General features: G+C 38.6%; 15 protein-coding genes and 1 riboswitch. Of the genes, 12 read left to right on the top strand and 3 right to left on the bottom strand.

Annotated elements, in window-relative coordinates; genetic code table 11:
* Positions 1-46 precede the first annotated feature (46 nt).
* From AC1DCY_RS12230 to AC1DCY_RS12210, 5 genes are all read left to right on the top strand, one after another.
* Positions 47-1,276, top strand: a complete 1,230-nt coding sequence (locus AC1DCY_RS12230; protein ID WP_477350450.1) for a carboxylate--amine ligase — start codon at positions 47-49, stop codon at positions 1,274-1,276.
* Positions 1,276-1,977 carry a cysteate racemase gene (gene cuyB / locus AC1DCY_RS12225; protein ID WP_477350448.1) on the top strand — a complete coding sequence of 234 codons (702 nt, stop codon included), beginning with the start codon at positions 1,276-1,278 and terminating at the stop codon, positions 1,975-1,977. The genes AC1DCY_RS12230 and cuyB overlap by 1 nt, the downstream gene beginning before the upstream one ends.
* A 271-nt stretch (positions 1,978-2,248) precedes the next feature.
* Positions 2,249-3,397 carry a DEAD/DEAH box helicase gene (locus AC1DCY_RS12220; protein ID WP_477350446.1) on the top strand — a complete coding sequence of 383 codons (1,149 nt, stop codon included), beginning with the start codon at positions 2,249-2,251 and terminating at the stop codon, positions 3,395-3,397.
* A gap of 1 nt (position 3,398) precedes the next feature.
* Positions 3,399-4,628, top strand: coding sequence for an aminopeptidase (locus tag AC1DCY_RS12215; protein ID WP_477350444.1), 1,230 nt, complete (start codon positions 3,399-3,401; stop codon positions 4,626-4,628).
* Positions 4,629-4,787: 159 nt separating this feature from the next.
* The gene (locus tag AC1DCY_RS12210) at positions 4,788-5,717 is read left to right on the top strand and encodes an SGNH/GDSL hydrolase family protein (protein WP_477350442.1); all 930 of its coding nucleotides are present in this window, start codon (positions 4,788-4,790) and stop codon (positions 5,715-5,717) included.
* On the opposite strand, the gene AC1DCY_RS12205 is transcribed toward AC1DCY_RS12210, so the two are convergent.
* A complete protein-coding gene (locus AC1DCY_RS12205; RefSeq protein ID WP_477350441.1) occupies positions 5,698-6,003 on the bottom strand; it encodes a hypothetical protein in 306 nt (101 codons plus the stop codon). The genes AC1DCY_RS12210 and AC1DCY_RS12205 overlap by 20 nt on opposite strands.
* An 81-nt stretch (positions 6,004-6,084) precedes the next feature.
* On the opposite strand from AC1DCY_RS12205, the gene AC1DCY_RS12200 reads away from it, so the two are divergent.
* Entirely contained in the window at positions 6,085-7,242 is a 1,158-nt protein-coding gene (locus AC1DCY_RS12200; RefSeq protein WP_477350439.1) for an exonuclease SbcCD subunit D, read from the top strand.
* Entirely contained in the window at positions 7,239-10,319 is a 3,081-nt protein-coding gene (locus AC1DCY_RS12195) for an AAA family ATPase (RefSeq protein WP_477350437.1), read from the top strand. The genes AC1DCY_RS12200 and AC1DCY_RS12195 overlap by 4 nt, the downstream gene beginning before the upstream one ends.
* A 205-nt stretch (positions 10,320-10,524) precedes the next feature.
* Here the strand turns inward: AC1DCY_RS12195 and AC1DCY_RS12190 are convergent, their stop codons facing one another.
* Positions 10,525-10,860, bottom strand: coding sequence for a magnetosome magnetite crystal formation protein family (locus AC1DCY_RS12190; protein WP_477350435.1), 336 nt, complete (start codon positions 10,858-10,860; stop codon positions 10,525-10,527).
* 126 nt (positions 10,861-10,986) lie between these two features.
* A riboswitch (TPP riboswitch) is annotated at positions 10,987-11,095 on the top strand.
* Between the two features lie 128 nt (positions 11,096-11,223).
* On the opposite strand from AC1DCY_RS12190, the gene thiT reads away from it, so the two are divergent.
* From thiT to map, 3 genes are all read left to right on the top strand, one after another.
* Entirely contained in the window at positions 11,224-11,784 is a 561-nt protein-coding gene (thiT, locus tag AC1DCY_RS12185) for an energy-coupled thiamine transporter ThiT (RefSeq protein ID WP_477350434.1), read from the top strand.
* Positions 11,785-11,922: 138 nt separating this feature from the next.
* Entirely contained in the window at positions 11,923-12,222 is a 300-nt protein-coding gene (locus AC1DCY_RS12180; RefSeq protein ID WP_477350432.1) for a hypothetical protein, read from the top strand.
* Positions 12,223-12,295: 73 nt separating this feature from the next.
* Complete coding sequence (gene map / locus AC1DCY_RS12175) at positions 12,296-13,051, top strand: type I methionyl aminopeptidase (protein ID WP_387085186.1); 756 nt, start codon at positions 12,296-12,298, stop codon at positions 13,049-13,051.
* A 26-nt stretch (positions 13,052-13,077) separates the two neighbouring features.
* Here the strand turns inward: map and AC1DCY_RS12170 are convergent, their stop codons facing one another.
* Positions 13,078-13,791, bottom strand: coding sequence for a hypothetical protein (locus AC1DCY_RS12170; protein ID WP_477350430.1), 714 nt, complete (start codon positions 13,789-13,791; stop codon positions 13,078-13,080).
* 202 nt (positions 13,792-13,993) lie between these two features.
* Between AC1DCY_RS12170 and AC1DCY_RS12165 the strand changes: the two genes are divergently transcribed.
* Positions 13,994-14,836, top strand: coding sequence for a polyphosphate kinase 2 family protein (locus tag AC1DCY_RS12165; protein WP_477350428.1), 843 nt, complete (start codon positions 13,994-13,996; stop codon positions 14,834-14,836).
* 329 nt (positions 14,837-15,165) lie between these two features.
* The gene (locus AC1DCY_RS12160) at positions 15,166-15,753 is read left to right on the top strand and encodes a GNAT family N-acetyltransferase (RefSeq protein WP_477350427.1); all 588 of its coding nucleotides are present in this window, start codon (positions 15,166-15,168) and stop codon (positions 15,751-15,753) included.
* Positions 15,754-15,763: the final 10 nt, after the last annotated feature.

Here is a 15,763-nt window from a genome sequence, read left to right as displayed (position 1 = left end):
TCACGTTATGTGAGAGTCTAATAAAAGCTAAAGTGAGTTGAGTAGAATGGCCATTGAGCACGCTTTTTTACCGGTTTTATTAGGAGATGAAATGAATGCTTACGGCATGGCAAGAGCATTTTACGAGTCCTATGGCGTTAAACCACTTGCATTAAATCATACGAATATGGAGAAAATACAACAGAGTGATTTATTAATATTTCGTGAACTTCCAAGACTCCATATTGAAGAACGTTTCGTCGTTGCGTTAAAGGCAATTGCAGAGGAATTTGCAGATAAAAAATTGCTGTTATTAGCCTGCGATGAATTTTACGTGAAAAAAATTGTGCAACATAAAGAAGAGCTAGCAGAGTATTTTGTAATTCCTTATGTGGATGCAAAACTTGCTAACGAGCTATTAACGCGTGAAAGCATGTATGAACTTTGTGCGAAGTTCGGCTTTCACTATCCGGCAATGAATGTTTGCACCGTCAATGACTATGAGGAATTTGACATCCCTTTTGAATACCCAGTTGTCATTAAACCTTTGAATATGACAAAGTATGCTACATGTATTTTTCCAGGCAAGAAAAGAGTGTATATTGCAAAAGATAACGATGAAAAGGATGCTATTTTCCATGCCATTTATAAGGAATCGGCATACCGAGATGACTTAATGGTACAGCAATATATTCCTGGCGAAGATGCTCATATGTGCGTCGTAAATGCTTATGTTGGGCAAGATAGTAAGGTAAAGCTACTATCTGTAGGTAACCCGATTTTAGAGGAGCATTCTCCAGAGGGGATTGGCCGCTATGTAGCCATCATGACTGCATACGATAAAGACTTAATGGATCGCGTGAAATTGTTTCTTGAGGAAATACGATTCCAAGGCTTTGCCACGTTTGATATGAAGTATGATGAACGTGACGGTCAATATAAGTTATTAAGTATTGAATTACATAATGAACTTTCAAATTATTATGTGACAGCAAGTGGCTATAATTTAATGCAATATGTTGCGGATGATTTTATCCGCGGAAGTAAGCAACAGCTAACATATGTTCAGAACAAGCATCTTTGGACAATTGTGCCGAATGGTGTCCTCTTTAAATATGTACAAAATGAACAGCTTGTGATTGAAGCGAAAAGTCTTATTCGCCAAGGAATGGCTACGGATTCCATCTTTAATTATAAGGATATGAATGCGAAGCGCTGGTTGAATATAACATTAGATAATTTAAGCTTTTATCGCCAATATAAGAAATATTTTAACAACAAAGGTCTGTCAAACTAATGAAAAAACAAACTTTAGGTATAATTGGTGGCGTTGGTCCACTTGCAACGATGTTTATCGGTGAAATGATTGTAAGACGTACAAAGGCAACGAAGGATCAGGAGCATTTACATACAATCATTGATAATGATACGAATATCCCTGATCGTACTGCCTTTATTTTAGATAGTACAAAGGAAAATCCTGTACCAGTGATAGTCGCAGATGCTAAAAAGCTAGCTTCTGTTGGAGCAAATATGATTGCTATTCCATGTAATACGGCACATACCTTTTATGATGAGATTGTTGAAGGTTCTCCAGTTCCGGTCTTACATATGATAAGGGAAACGGCAAAGCGCGCTTCTGACTTAGGGGCAGAGCGTGTAGGGATTTTAGCGACAACGGGTACATTAACCTCACGCATGTATCAAGAGGCGTTAGAGGAATTTGGTATCACACCAGTTGTTCCAGACGATGTGATGAAAGAAAAAGTCATGTCTATTATTTACGATTATGTAAAGGCTGGAAAAAATGTCTCTCAGGAGGACTGGCAGCCGATAGAAGAGGCAATGATCGCACTTAATTGTGATCGTATCGTACTAGGATGCACAGAATTATCAATCGTCAATCGAGATTTAAAATTAAGTGACAAATATATCGACTCATTAATCGTGTTAGCAGAACGTGCTATATTGGCATGTGGCTATGAAATAGTAGATTGACAATTGAATGAACGAAATAAAAATCTGTTCGCTTTTCGCAGGTAAGTTGTAATTCTTCAAAAGAAGCTCAAGTGTCTATGAGGGCTTGAAGGCTGACAAATCCCGTGCAGAAGTCGTGCAGATTTTTTTTATTCGCATACTCAAAATTCGCTAGGTGAAATTAAGAAAGACTCATTATTGAAACGATAATACAAAGGTTTACGTACTTATGAAGTAGGAACATGATTAGTGTGTTAAACTAGTGTCAAGCAGATAGAAGGTGGGAGATTACATGTCAGTAATAAATTTATTAAATGAAGATTTACAAGCAAAATGGAAATTTGAAGAGCCGATGAAAATTCAAGAAGAAATGATTCCGGCAATGCTTGAGGGCAAAGATATTGTAGCTGAATCACCGACAGGATCGGGGAAGACTTTAGCGTATGTACTTCCTTTACTAAATAAAGTAAATGGTTCAAAAAAACAAACTCAAGGACTTATCGTAGCCCCATCACAAGAGCTAGCAATGCAAATTGTAGAGGTTATCCGTGAATGGACAGCGGGTTCTGATATTACGGTTCAACAACTAATTGGTGGCGCAAACTCAGCGCGTCAAATCGAAAAGTTAAAGAAAAAACCGACGATTGTTGTAGGAACACCAGGCCGATTAAACGAATTAGCACGCGCTGGAAAATTAAAGCTAAAAGAAATTGAAACAGTTATTTTAGATGAGTGTGATCAGTTACTTAGCCGTGAATATCGTGTTGTCGTAAAATCCTTTATCGAAAGCTCAGCATTTGGGCGACAAGTAGTTGTTGTGTCGGCAACAATTACGGAGGAAATTGAATTAGTAGCTAGTCGCATGATGTTTGAGCCAGTACGCTTCAAAATTAAACCTGAGGATATGTTAAAAGTTGGTAAAGTTGTACACTCTTTCTTAAAAGTGGAGGAGCGAGATAAAACTGATTTCCTACGCCGACTAGCACATACAGAAGGATTACGTGGATTGGCTTTCGTCAACAATATAGATCAATTGCTGATGAAGGAAACGAAATTACAATATCGTACGGCACCGATTGTGACATTACATTCTGACATGAAGAAGGAAGAACGTAAAAAGGCGTTAGATGCATTCCGTAAAGGAGATGCGCGTATTTTAATCGCTACAGATATTGCAGCACGTGGTTTAGATATTGAAGGTTTAACACATGTTATTCATGTCGATGTCCCAAGAACAATTGAGCAGTATTTGCATCGCTCTGGTCGTACAGGTCGTGCTGGAGCAGATGGTGAAGTATTAACGTTATTATCTTATCATGATGAAAAAACGTATAAAAAATGGACAAGAGAAATTTCTGGGAAACCTGTACAGAAGGTATGGCGTGAAGGCAAGTTAGTGGAGGGTAATTCAAAAACAATTGGACAAAAGCGAGGTAAATAATATGACGTTTGAAGAAAAATTACAAGCATATGCAGAACTTGCGGTAAAAGTCGGTGTCAATATTCAACCTGGGCAATACTTATTAGTTAATACATCAGTAGATGCATTAGATTTCGCCCGTTTAGTCGTGAAAGAGGCTTATAAGGCTGGTGCAGGACGTGTTCATGTTAATTTTTCAGATGATGAAATGGATCGTGCTTACTTTGAGCATGCTTCAGAAGAAGAATTTAATCGTTTCCCCGAATGGGTAGTTAAAATGCGTGATGAAGTAATCGAACGCAAAGGAGCACTATTATGGATTGATGCTGCAGACCCGGATAAATTAGCAGGTATTTCAGCAGATCGTCTAGCTACCCATCAAAAAGTATCAGGAGCTGCTCTGAAAAATTATCGCAACGCCGTAATGAAAGATTTAATAGCTTGGTCAATCGTTGCCGTCCCTTCACCAAAGTGGGCGTCGAAGGTATTCCCGAACTTAGCGGCTGAGGAACAAGTACCAGCATTATGGGAAGCTATTTTTAAAACTGTTCGTATCGGTGAAGGTAATGCTGTTGAAAACTGGCAGGAACACGTAGTAAATTTAGAATCTCGTGCTGCCCTACTGAACAATAAAAAATATGCGAAGCTTCACTATACAGCGCCAGGTACTGAGTTAACAATTGCCTTAGCGCCGCAGCATAAATGGCTTACTGGAGGTAGTAAGACACCAGATGATACTATCTTTATCGCTAATATGCCGACAGAAGAGGTTTATACGTTACCGATGAAACAAGGTGTAAATGGCTATGTAAGCAATACAAAACCGTTAGTTTATCAAGGAAATATTATTGATGGCTTTAAACTAACGTTTGAAGAAGGAAAAATTGTTAAGGCTGAAGCACAGGTAGGACACGATTTATTACAGGAGCTTATTAATGTAGATGAAGGCTCTTGTTATTTAGGTGAGGTCGCACTTGTACCGCATGAATCACCAATTTCAGCATCGGAGATTTTATATTTTAATACATTATTTGATGAAAATGCATCGAACCATTTAGCGATTGGTGAAGCTTATCCAACTTGCTTAGAGGGTGGAAGAGATTTAGAGAACGGACAGCTTGAAGCGTTAGGTGCAAATATTTCAGTAACACATGAGGACTTTATGATTGGCAGCGGTGAGATGGACATTGACGGTATTTTACCAGATGGAACTGTAGAACCAATTTTCCGCAAAGGTAGCTGGGCATTTTAAGCTCTTGATATAACTTCTTTCAGCGGGTTTCCAAACACCCGCTGAAAAAGAGGAACTCCGGCTAAAACCTTCACATCCTGTGAAAACGCCTGAGTGACCAACGTCGTATTGGCCCAAAGCCTCCGGCGGATGTCACGGAATCGGAAAGGAGTAGGGCAGATGAAACGATTACTAAGCATAATTAGTGCAGCTATACTCATGATGGCATTTGGTGTTTCATCTGCTTTTGCTCAGACTGAAAACTACCTGTCAGTTGGAGATTCCTTGGCGGCTGGTCAAACACCTTATCAACAGATTGATACTGGCTACAGTGATTTAATCGCCATGAAATTAGGAATGACTGGGCAATTGAGTTTCTATACAAAGGAGCTCGCTTTCCCAGGCTATACAACAGCTGACGTCTTGAAACGAGTAAAATCAGAGGAAGCAAGTGACTTATTAGCGAATGCAACACTTATTACTGTTTCGGCAGGTGCCAACGATTTACTGCGTCTCGTGCAGGTTAATCCAACTGCCGGTACATTATCCTTTGCGCAGCTACAAACAGATTATGCATTAAACATTGCCAGAAAAAATATGGCGGAGATTTTGGATGAGTTGAAAGTACGAGCACCTAAAGCAAAGGTCTATGTAATGGGCTATTATTTTGCTTATCCAAATGTTCATGCTACGCAAAAAGAAGGAACAAACGCACAACTTGTAAAGCTAAATAAGATTTTACAGCAACAGGCAGAGCATGCTGGAGCAGTTTATGTAGACGTATATGATGCTTTTGGGTTAAACGCTACAAACCTTTTACCCAATATCTCTGATGTACACCCAAATTTTGAAGGCTATCGCCAAATGGCAAATGCATTTCTATATGAATATAGCGGAAGTACAGCACTAGCCATTTCTTCAAACGAACTGCCAAAGCCTAACCCTATTTCATTTGAGCAGATTTTAGAACAACTAGCGAAGGGTGAGCAGAAACAAGAAGAAAAGGAAAAGCCGAGTCCTACTGCGCGTGCCATTCAAGGTTTTAACGGATACGCCGCTTTTATGGAGAAGGTAAGAGCTAAGAACCGTTTTAATAATAACTATTTGTAGCAGGGCATCGACAATGATGCTCTTTTTTATGTTGAACATATATCAAAACATAAGCGACGAATGAAATCGGCGGGCGAAGAATGGAATCCTCTGAGCGACGGAAAGAATCGTCAGAGCGACGGATAGAACTGGAGTGACGGAAAGAACCCCCGGAGTGACGGAAAGAAACTTTGAAGCGACGGATAGAACAGCGGAAGCGACGGAAAGAATCGTCAGAGCGACGGAAAGAATCCCCAGAACGACGGATACCCCGACACCCGCTCCCGACATTATGGCGAGGAGCCAAATTATAATTTTCAAACTAATAAAAGGAAAAACAATCAATCTATCAGCCGTGATAAAATGAAATAGACAGGAGGCGCAAAGAATGAAAATATTTCATACAGCAGATTGGCATTTAGGAAAGCTTGTACAAGGCGTCTATATGACAGAGGATCAACAATATATTTTACAGCAATTTATGCAAGCCATTGATGAGGAAAAACCAGATGCTATCGTTATAGCAGGTGATTTATATGACCGTTCGATGCCCCCTATTGAGGCAGTGAATTTACTAAATGATATTTTGGCGGAGATTGTACTTGATAAAAAAATCCCGGTGTTAGCGGTTGCCGGGAATCATGATAGCGCAGGTCGATTGAATTTTGGCAGCAGTTTAATGAGTGATAGTGGATTGCATATTAAAGGGCAATTTACGAAAGATCATGCACCGATAGTTTTACATGATGAGCATGGCGAGGTACATTTTCATCTCGTCCCTTATGCAGAGCCGGCTTCAGTACGAACTATTTTGGAGGATGATTCCATTCGATCTCATCAAGATGCGATGGAGAAAATTATTGAACATATTGGGCAAAGTTTAGATACGACCAAACGTAATGTTTTTGTTGGACATGCCTTTGTGACGAAGTATGGAGAAGAGGAAGCAAATACGAGTGATTCTGAGAGACCTTTATCAATAGGAGGCTCGGATTGCGTAAATGCAGCGTTGTTTAAGCCTTTTAATTACACAGCACTTGGACATTTGCATAAAGCGCATTTTGTGTTGAATGAAACCATTCGATATGCTGGCTCTCCATTAAAGTATTCATTATCTGAACACTTACATGAGAAGGGTTTTTTAATAATTGAGCTAGATGCGCAGGGAGAAGTCACTGTCGCAAAACGAAAGCTTATAGCTAGACGAGATTTACGTGTGGTAGAGGGCTTAATGGATGATTTATTGCAATTACCACCAAGTGATGATTATGTATTTGTACGCTTAACAGATACTACGTCAGTAACTTCGCCGATGGAACGTATTCGTACAGTGTTTCCTCATGCGATGCATGTTGAGCGTAAAGTAGTACGTCAAGAGGTAACACATGAAATTCAGGCGGTTGAGACAGAGAAGATAGAAGACATCGATTTATTCCGATCCTTTTTTGCAGATATAATTGGCATACAGCCTGATCAAGATACAGAGCGTCTATTCACAGAGATGCTACAAGAATTATTAGATGAGGAGCGAGAGACAGTAAAATGAAGCCTTTAAAGTTAACGATTACTGCATTCGGTCCATATAAAAATACAGAGGTTATTGATTTTCAACAACTTGGTGAACATCGCCTATTTGCGATTTCCGGAAAAACAGGTGCAGGGAAAACGACGATTTTTGATGCTATATGCTATGCACTTTACGGATCGGGTAGTGGTGAAGATCGTCAGGATACTGCAATGCTACGAAGTGGGTTTGCAGATGATGATGTCTATACTGCTGTGGAACTTGTTTTTGAAATGCATGATAAGGTCTATCAAATTTTACGTCAGCCGGGTCATATTAAAGCAACAAACAAAAGTGTTACTGGCAAGAAAATTGAACTGGCTGAAATCAAAGGAGACACGCTTGATTATAGTATTGTAGAAAAGCAACAAACGCTTGAGGTAGATAAAAAGCTACAGGATATAATAGGCCTCACAAAGGATCAGTTTAGTCAAATTGTTATGCTGCCGCAAGGTGAATTTCGCAAGCTGTTAACCTCAGATTCTACGAATAAAGAAGTTATTTTGCGCAAAATTTTTAAAACAGATCGATTTGGTGTGATGACAAAAAGACTTGATGCGAAACGAAAAGAAGCGGAAAGTGATTTGCTGCGTGCTCAACAATTAAAAGAGCATCTTCTTGGCCAAATTGCAGGCGCTTTACCACAGCGTTCGTCATCTTTATTTACTTGCATTACTAATAATACTGAAAATATGCATCAGCTGAAGAAGGCTCTGGAAGAGGAACAGGCCTATTATACGGAATGTATACAATTGGAACAGCAGCGCTATAAAGAGGCTTATGCACATCATCAAAAAGAGCAAGAATTTTATAGTAGAGCAAAAACACTGAATGAGCAATTTGATGAGCAAACTAATCGTCAGAATCGCCTACAAGCATTACTAGAAGAACAAGATATATATAGCGCAAAAGAACGTGAAATTGCATTAGCAGAGAAGGCAGAGCGTCTTGTCATACTTGAGCAACAATGTATCGATTTACGTGCTGAGCAAAATCGAAAAGAACAATCCTATCAGCAAGCAATGACAGAGCAGCAAAACGCAGAAGCTCAGTTAAAGATAACACAGGAAAAGTTTAACGTTGAAGAGGCGAAAGAACCTGAGCGTCAACACGTTTTACAACAGGAATTACAGCTGCAAGCATTATTACCGACATTCGAGGCGTATGAGAATAATGTGCAGCAAATGCAAATAGCTGAACAATATGTTGCAACAGCAAAGCTAGCAGTAGACGATAATAGTAAAATCGTAGAAGCGGGACAAATACAAATTCAGCAATTAGCAAAGACAATTGAACAATATGAAAACCAACTTGAGCCATATGAAAATTATTTAGAACAGCTACCGAAGCTAAAAGAACACGTATCATTACTAGCGCAAGCTGAAAAATACACAAGAGCAGTTGCAACTGCTGAGCAGGATGTAGCCACTACTAATGTTCATTATCAAGAAAGTAAGCAGGCTCTTCAAAAACTGGAGCAGCAATGGATTGCGAGTCAGGCAAGTATTTTAGCTCAGCAACTGAAGGATGGAGATCCTTGCCCAGTATGCGGTAGTACAACGCATATCGAAACACATCGTGAGCAATTAGAGATGATCGAATTAGCACAGGTGGAAGCTTTGCGAGGAAAGGCTACTACTGATGAGCGCAAGTTTTTAGAGAAAGAAGCTTTCTTGAATTCTACAAAGCATCTTCTACAAGAGGCGTTAGAACAGTTAGAGACGAATGAGATTGACCAATCGAATCAAGCACAAATTGTAGCTTCCTTGCAAAACGTAGAGCAACAAATTACGATCTTAAAAGTAGTGAGTAATCAATTGTCTGATGTACGTATGCAACAAAAGGATCATCGTACTCGCATGGAGCAGCTACATGAAAAGCACATAAAACTAGAGCAATATTTAGCTGAGAAGACGAAGGAATTGACTAAGCAACAAGCAATTGTGGAAGAGCAGCAAAAGCATATTCCAGAAAATCTTACGACGCTACAAGCATTGAAGCAGGCGATTGCTGATTTAGGTTCACAAAAGGTCGCATTACAAACTGCATGGAATCTCAGTCAGCAAAATCTGCAATCTGCCAAGGAAGCAACAAATAATGCTAGAATGACCGTAGAAATTACGAAACAGACTTTTGAGGAATTAAAGCTGAAAATGGATGAAAAGCGCGAGCAATTTTCAGTAAGTATGACGGAAGCTGGTTTTGAAAGCTATGAAGAATTTGCTACTGGAAAGCGGAGCATGCTGCAAATAGAAGCTTTACGGAAGGCATGCAATGATTATGCACTACAAATCCACACATTACAGGTACAAATTACTGAGGGACAAAAGCATCTTAAAGGGCAAGAGAAACAAGATTTAACGGTAATGGAAGAAAAGTTAGAGATGCTTCGTGTCACATATGAGGAAGCCTTTAAAGTATTGCAACAAGTGGAAGGATTTGCGAAGGCTTGCTCAGACTTTATCAAAAAAGTTGAGGAGACTGAACAGGAGATTCACTTACTTGAAAAAGAGGCAGGACGAGTGAAGGATCTGTATGCAATGTTAAATGGGCAGAATGCGAAAAAGCTGTCTTTTGAGCGCTATATTCAAATCAATTATTTAGATAAAATTACAGAGGCAGCAAATGTCCGACTTTATCATTTATCCAACGGTCAATTTGAGCTACGACGTTCAGATCGCTTAGAAAAGCATGCCAAGCAAAGTGGGCTTGGACTAGATGTGTATGATGCCTATACGGATCAATTACGAGATGTGAAAACATTATCAGGGGGAGAAAAGTTTAATGCGTCTTTAAGTCTTGCCCTTGGAATGGCAGATGTCATTCAAAGCTTTCAAGGTAATATCCGCATTGAAACGATGTTTATTGATGAGGGCTTTGGTTCTCTCGATGAAGAAGCGTTAAATAAGGCGATTGATACGCTTATTGATTTACAAGATTCAGGACGCATGATTGGAGTCATTTCACACGTTGCAGAGTTAAAAGCTACAATGCCTGCTGTGTTACATGTCGAAAAAGCGATGAACGGTCATAGTCAAACATATTTTGAAGTGAAATAACAAAGAAGCGTATCTCCGTTATGTGGAAATACGCCTTTTTGTTATTTTTTAGTTACGTTAGGATTTGTTCCTTTTTTTGCAGCGATTACTTTTTTGACAATTGGGATAACGATAGGTGCTAATTTTACAGCGGTTTTAACTACTTTAGATACTTTCACAAAATAACAGCTCCTTAAGTACTGTCTGTTCAAGGTTGAAATAAAACTTATCGGATGACGCGAACAGCTTGAATAATATTCCAAATAACGATTCCTAATGAAATGAGAATGTAAATTGCGAATGAAGCAAACCAAATGATAAGAAAAGTATTACTACCTGAATTTAGATCAAAATTGGTGCTGAATGATAAAGTTGAGAAAATAAAGACTGCAAATAATATTATTCCAAATGCGACTGGGATTAAATGTGATATTAGTGCTCGAATAGAGTGCCTCTTTACGTCGCTATCTTTTGCAACAAAGTAAACGACTAATGGCACAATAAAGGGTGCGAATAAAATGCTGAGATAACTAAAGGCAGATAAAATTTTTTGGTTCTCCATAGTAGTACCTCCTTTTTTAATATTTACGCATGAAAAACGATAAAGTTTCAAAAAATTAATTGTAGAAGAGGTTGTAATCGTAACAGTGTTTGCGTACAATGAGGTTGTTCAAATAAAATAAGATGTAACGACCACAAGGGGAGCTGATGATGTCAGCTGAGACTGGGCACGTAATGCCTTGACTCTTTGAACCTGTAAGTTAACACTTGCGTAGGGATTGTGGATAGAAACCGACACTTTTACGATGTGAGGCTCTGTCCTGGCATCGTTTTTTATCTTTATTGATGCCAGATAGGGACATATTTGCCAACTGATTTCTATTCCTGCTCTTGTATCCTACATCGGAACAAAGGAGAGAATATTATGGACAATAAAAAACTTTTAATGCTTGTGGAGATTGCGATATTCGCAGCGATTGGCCTTGTGCTAGATCAGGTTTCCTTTAAAGTATGGGCACAAGGTGGCTCTGTTAGTCTAGTGATGGTGCCAATAATTTTAATAGCATTCCGCTGGGGCCTTATTCCAGGTCTGACAACGGGATTACTTATTGGTGTTATGCAAACAATGTTTGGCGCCTATATTATACATTGGCTACAAGGATTACTTGATTATGGTGTTGCCTTTACAGTAGTAGGCTTGGCGGCCGTTGTTCGCCGACCAGTGCTCGATGCTGCCAGAGATTTAAACAAAAAGAAAATGGCACTTTATATTATTTTAGGAACGGTATTAGCAGGCTTTTTACGTTATGCAGCACATACTATTGCGGGCGCTGTATTTTTCTCGGAGTATGCTGGCGAACAAAATGCGTGGATTTATTCAATCATCTATAATGGAACATATATGCTACCAGCAACGATTTTAACAGCAATTGTCGGTGTTCTTCTATTTACGGCAGCACCTCAATTAATGCAACGAAAATCATAACGATTACGCCCTTCACATAAGTGGAGGGTTTTATTATTTATTTATTTATTTATTTATTTATTTATTTATTTAGGTGTGGCATTTGTTGAAAAGTATACACTGTATATAAGTTGATTGGAGTGGAGACTGGGCGACTCCTTGGGGATTAGCGTCACAGATGAGACCCTGGAGCGAGCAAATAGGGGAACGAAGGCTAAGAGCATCACATCCTGTGATAACGCCTTCGTGACCAACATCGTGTTGGCCCAAGCGGCTCATCGGACGCCCCCAGGAAGCTCTGCTCTGCGCGAAAGCGAAGCGTCAGCGGCAAATGTTTTATCTGTGCGAAAGCGTAGCGACAGCAACAAAGCGCCCAGTCGGAACGGAAATCAACCCCGCGCTATGGTGAGGAGCTTGTTTTTCAGCACTTTACAATTTATGATGGCATATAATATTTAAAGCGTTTAGCGTTTTTTGTATAAAAAGTTATGTTATATTAATGAATAGATATTAGATGAAAGGGACGTTAAAAATGATTGTAAAAACGCAAGAAGAGATTGAAGCTTTTAAAAAAATCGGCCGTATTTGTGCTGAAATTCGTGAGGCAATGAAGGCTGCTACAAAACCAGGTGTAACAACACTTGAACTAGATGAAATTGCAGGTCGTATGTTTGCTGAAGCAGGAGCAATTTCTGGACCTAAAGGGGAATATGATTTCCCAGGATACACATGTATTAGTGTAAATGAGGAAGTCGCACATGGTATTCCAGGTAAACGTGTGATTAACGAGGGCGATATCGTAAATATTGATGTATCTGGTTCATTAAATGGCTATTTTGCTGATACGGGCATTTCATTTGTAGTTGGTGAAGGCTATGAGGATAAAGAAAAGCTATGTCGCGTAGCCAAAAGTGCTTTCGACCGTGCGATGACAAAAGTAAAAGCTGGATCAAAATTAAACCAAATTGGTAAAGCAGTTGAGCGTGAAGCATATGCCAATGATTTAACAGTAATTATGAACCTAACAGGACATGGTTTAGGTCGTTCTTTACATGATGAGCCAAATCATATTTTAAACTACTATGATGCTTGGGATTCTACAATTATGAAAGAGGGCATGGTGCTTGCAGTCGAGCCATTTATCTCAGCGAAAGCGGAGCATATTGTAGAGTCTGGTGATGGCTGGACATTCGTTACGCCAGACAAATCATTAGTTGCTCAAATCGAGCATTCAGTTATCGTTACTAAAGACAAACCAATTATTTTAACTTCTCTAGATGAACAATAAAAAAGCTAAAAATCCTGCTAACCAATTTATTTTTGGTAGGCAGGATTTTTTTTAATAAATAATATACCGACAAGTAGCACTCCGCATAAAAACAAGGCTGCAGTTGACACAAGTAGCTCATCAAAACCATTATGTAATGCGACCCCAATATAGGACCAGATAAATACACTTGGATAGATAATATCAAAATAATGGAATCGAATATGTAGCGCTATTGCTGCTCCTATTGTCAGTAAAATAACTGCCCAAAGTGGATCACTAAGGCCAAGACCATTCCATTGATAAGATGTTAGCGTAAAGCTTACATTTGTCATCAGGCTAAATGTAACCCATGCTAAATAAACCGAGAAGGGTATACGACCTGTGAGTGAATTATTGCTGAGAGGGTACGTTTTGTACAACTTAAATAAATACAGTACTAAAACAAACGTACTGATAATTGACATGATAAATAGTTCGTGATGCCAAACAACAATTGCTAACGCCTGCATGATACATATGCTACTAAAGAGAACAGTCTGTTGAATAGATGTCTTTTTTAGATTCATGACTAACCAATAACCAAGAAACATGTAAACCACAATCCAAATCATGTAACTAACATTAAACGGTGCAAATATTACTGGAAAGCGATTTAAGATCTCTAAAAAAGAATGATCGTATATTTTCCTGAAATAGGATGAAAAGGTTAGGATGAGTGAGACAATAAAAGTTATTGTCATCAAAAAAAATCGAGGCATGTTTTCTCTCCCTTCGTGTTAAATTGTATAGGGAAAAGACAAATAAGTATAGGACTGTAACATTATATTTTCATTATAACGGAAATTTCCAACAATGTATCGCGTTGTTTCGTTAAAAATATCTACAATTTACCATTTGAATAGTTATTCATATATTTCTTTAGTACAATTAGAATATTCAAATGTAAGGAGTGAAGTTTTAATGACTCAAAATTTAAATGATCTAGATTTATCAGTTAAACTGGATAAGAAAATGTATAAAAAGAAATTAAAAGTACTCCAATATGAAATGTTAAATGCTCAACAGTTTTTATTAAAAAATAAAATTGGGCTAATTCTAGTATTTGAAGGTATGGATGCTGCTGGCAAGGGTGGCGCTATAAAGCGTCTAATTGAACGTGCTGATCCACGTGGTTATGTCGTGCACCCAATTTCAGCACCTCAGCCTCATGAACTACGCTATAATTACTTACAACGTTTTTGGCGAAAGCTACCACAGCATGGACAAATCGCTATTTTTGATCGCTCATGGTATGGTCGTGTATTAGTTGAGCGTATTGAAGGATTTGCAACAAATGAAGAGTGGTCTCGTGCATACGAAGAAATTAATAATTTTGAAAAGATTTTAACAGCAGGAGATTATATTGTCATTAAGTTTTGGCTGCAAGTATCTGATGAGGAGCAGCTTAACCGTTTTAATGAACGTGAAGAGGATCCATATAAGTCTTGGAAGCTAACAGATGAAGACTGGCGAAACCGTGAAAAAACACCTCAGTATATAGAAGCTGCGAATGAAATGTTTGAGAAGACTGATAAGAAAAATGCGCCATGGGTTCTAGTACCGGGTGACGATAAACAATATGCTCGTGTACAGGTGCTGAAAGAAACATTAGCACATATCGAACGCGAGGCACAAAAACGTGGCCTTCATTTAACGAATGTATTAGGCAAAGCACATTTAGAAGATGCTGAATCGTCTAGCCTTGAATTACTAGAAGAGAAGCCTAAAAAACAAAAACCAAAACAAAAACAAAAAATGAAATAATGTTATAGATGCTGTAACAACAAGACGATATGTTTTAGTTGTAGCAGCATCTTTTTTTACATACAATAAAGTAAAACTTCAATCAGTGGGTTGTTTCCCCACTGATTGTTAGTTGAACCAATCGGGCTATTACGGTCAGTTAATCGTCTACTATGTCGACAGAATTTCAATTAAAAGTTGGGAAAGACATTTACTGACCGTTAAAGCGGGATAAAAGTAAAACTTCAATCAGTGGGTTGTTTTCCCCACTGATGTGGTTTCATCCATTGATAAAATGAATTCAGGCATTAAAAACGTATCGACAATTATCGGAAGGTTAGTGTGGAGAAATGGTGCTTAAAATTTGGAGATTATTGAGGAAAAAGGGTGAAAATGTGGTATCAATTCAAGGGGGAAAATGCTACATTCGCACATTTTATGAAAAAGATGCACAAAGTTTAACCGATCTCGTAAGTCGCAATAAATACTTTTGGTCTACATATGAACCGTTACAACGACCGGAATATTATACCATTAATGCTCAATATAAAAAAATTCAAGAAAGCTTATACTTGATGGACTCAAAGAGGGAATTTACTTTTGGTATTTTTGAGCCAGGTACAAATAATCTAATAGGACATATTGCTCTTTATTCAGTAAAACGTTTACCGTATTCCAGTGCGTTTGTTGGCTATGCAATGGATGAAATTTATATTGGAAAAGGGATCGTGACAGAAGCAGTAAACATGGTTGTGCAATTTGCGTTCGAGCAAGTGGGCTTACATCGAGTAGAGGCTTATGTTTCAACACAAAATAATCCTTCTATCCGAGTCTTAGAAAAGGCTGGATTTCAGCGTGAGGGTCTTTTGAGGAAGTTACTGTACATTAATGGTAAATGGGTCGATCATTATATGTATGCACGTTTAGAGGGCCAATAAAAAGAAGCGT

It is taken from the genome of Lysinibacillus sp. 10T31 (assembly GCF_056394365.1).
The sequence above is the reverse complement of the archived record's forward strand: the minus strand, read 5'-3'. Positions and strand labels throughout refer to the sequence as shown.

Bases quoted from the DNA above. Each gene is read 5' to 3' on its own strand.
- cuyB (WP_477350448.1), top strand. From the start codon at position 1,276: ATGAAAAAACAAACTTTAGGTATAATTGGTGGCGTTGGTCCACTTGCA.
- AC1DCY_RS12160 (WP_477350427.1), top strand. From the start codon at position 15,166: ATGGTGCTTAAAATTTGGAGATTATTGAGGAAAAAGGGTGAAAATGTG.
- AC1DCY_RS12220 (WP_477350446.1), top strand. From the start codon at position 2,249: ATGTCAGTAATAAATTTATTAAATGAAGATTTACAAGCAAAATGGAAA.
- AC1DCY_RS12190 (WP_477350435.1), bottom strand. From the start codon at position 10,860: ATGGAGAACCAAAAAATTTTATCTGCCTTTAGTTATCTCAGCATTTTA.
- AC1DCY_RS12200 (WP_477350439.1), top strand. From the start codon at position 6,085: ATGAAAATATTTCATACAGCAGATTGGCATTTAGGAAAGCTTGTACAA.
- AC1DCY_RS12210 (WP_477350442.1), top strand. From the start codon at position 4,788: ATGAAACGATTACTAAGCATAATTAGTGCAGCTATACTCATGATGGCA.
- AC1DCY_RS12195 (WP_477350437.1), top strand. From the start codon at position 7,239: ATGAAGCCTTTAAAGTTAACGATTACTGCATTCGGTCCATATAAAAAT.
- map (WP_387085186.1), top strand. From the start codon at position 12,296: ATGATTGTAAAAACGCAAGAAGAGATTGAAGCTTTTAAAAAAATCGGC.
- thiT (WP_477350434.1), top strand. From the start codon at position 11,224: ATGGACAATAAAAAACTTTTAATGCTTGTGGAGATTGCGATATTCGCA.
- AC1DCY_RS12215 (WP_477350444.1), top strand. From the start codon at position 3,399: ATGACGTTTGAAGAAAAATTACAAGCATATGCAGAACTTGCGGTAAAA.
- AC1DCY_RS12230 (WP_477350450.1), top strand. From the start codon at position 47: ATGGCCATTGAGCACGCTTTTTTACCGGTTTTATTAGGAGATGAAATG.
- AC1DCY_RS12170 (WP_477350430.1), bottom strand. From the start codon at position 13,791: ATGCCTCGATTTTTTTTGATGACAATAACTTTTATTGTCTCACTCATC.
- AC1DCY_RS12165 (WP_477350428.1), top strand. From the start codon at position 13,994: ATGACTCAAAATTTAAATGATCTAGATTTATCAGTTAAACTGGATAAG.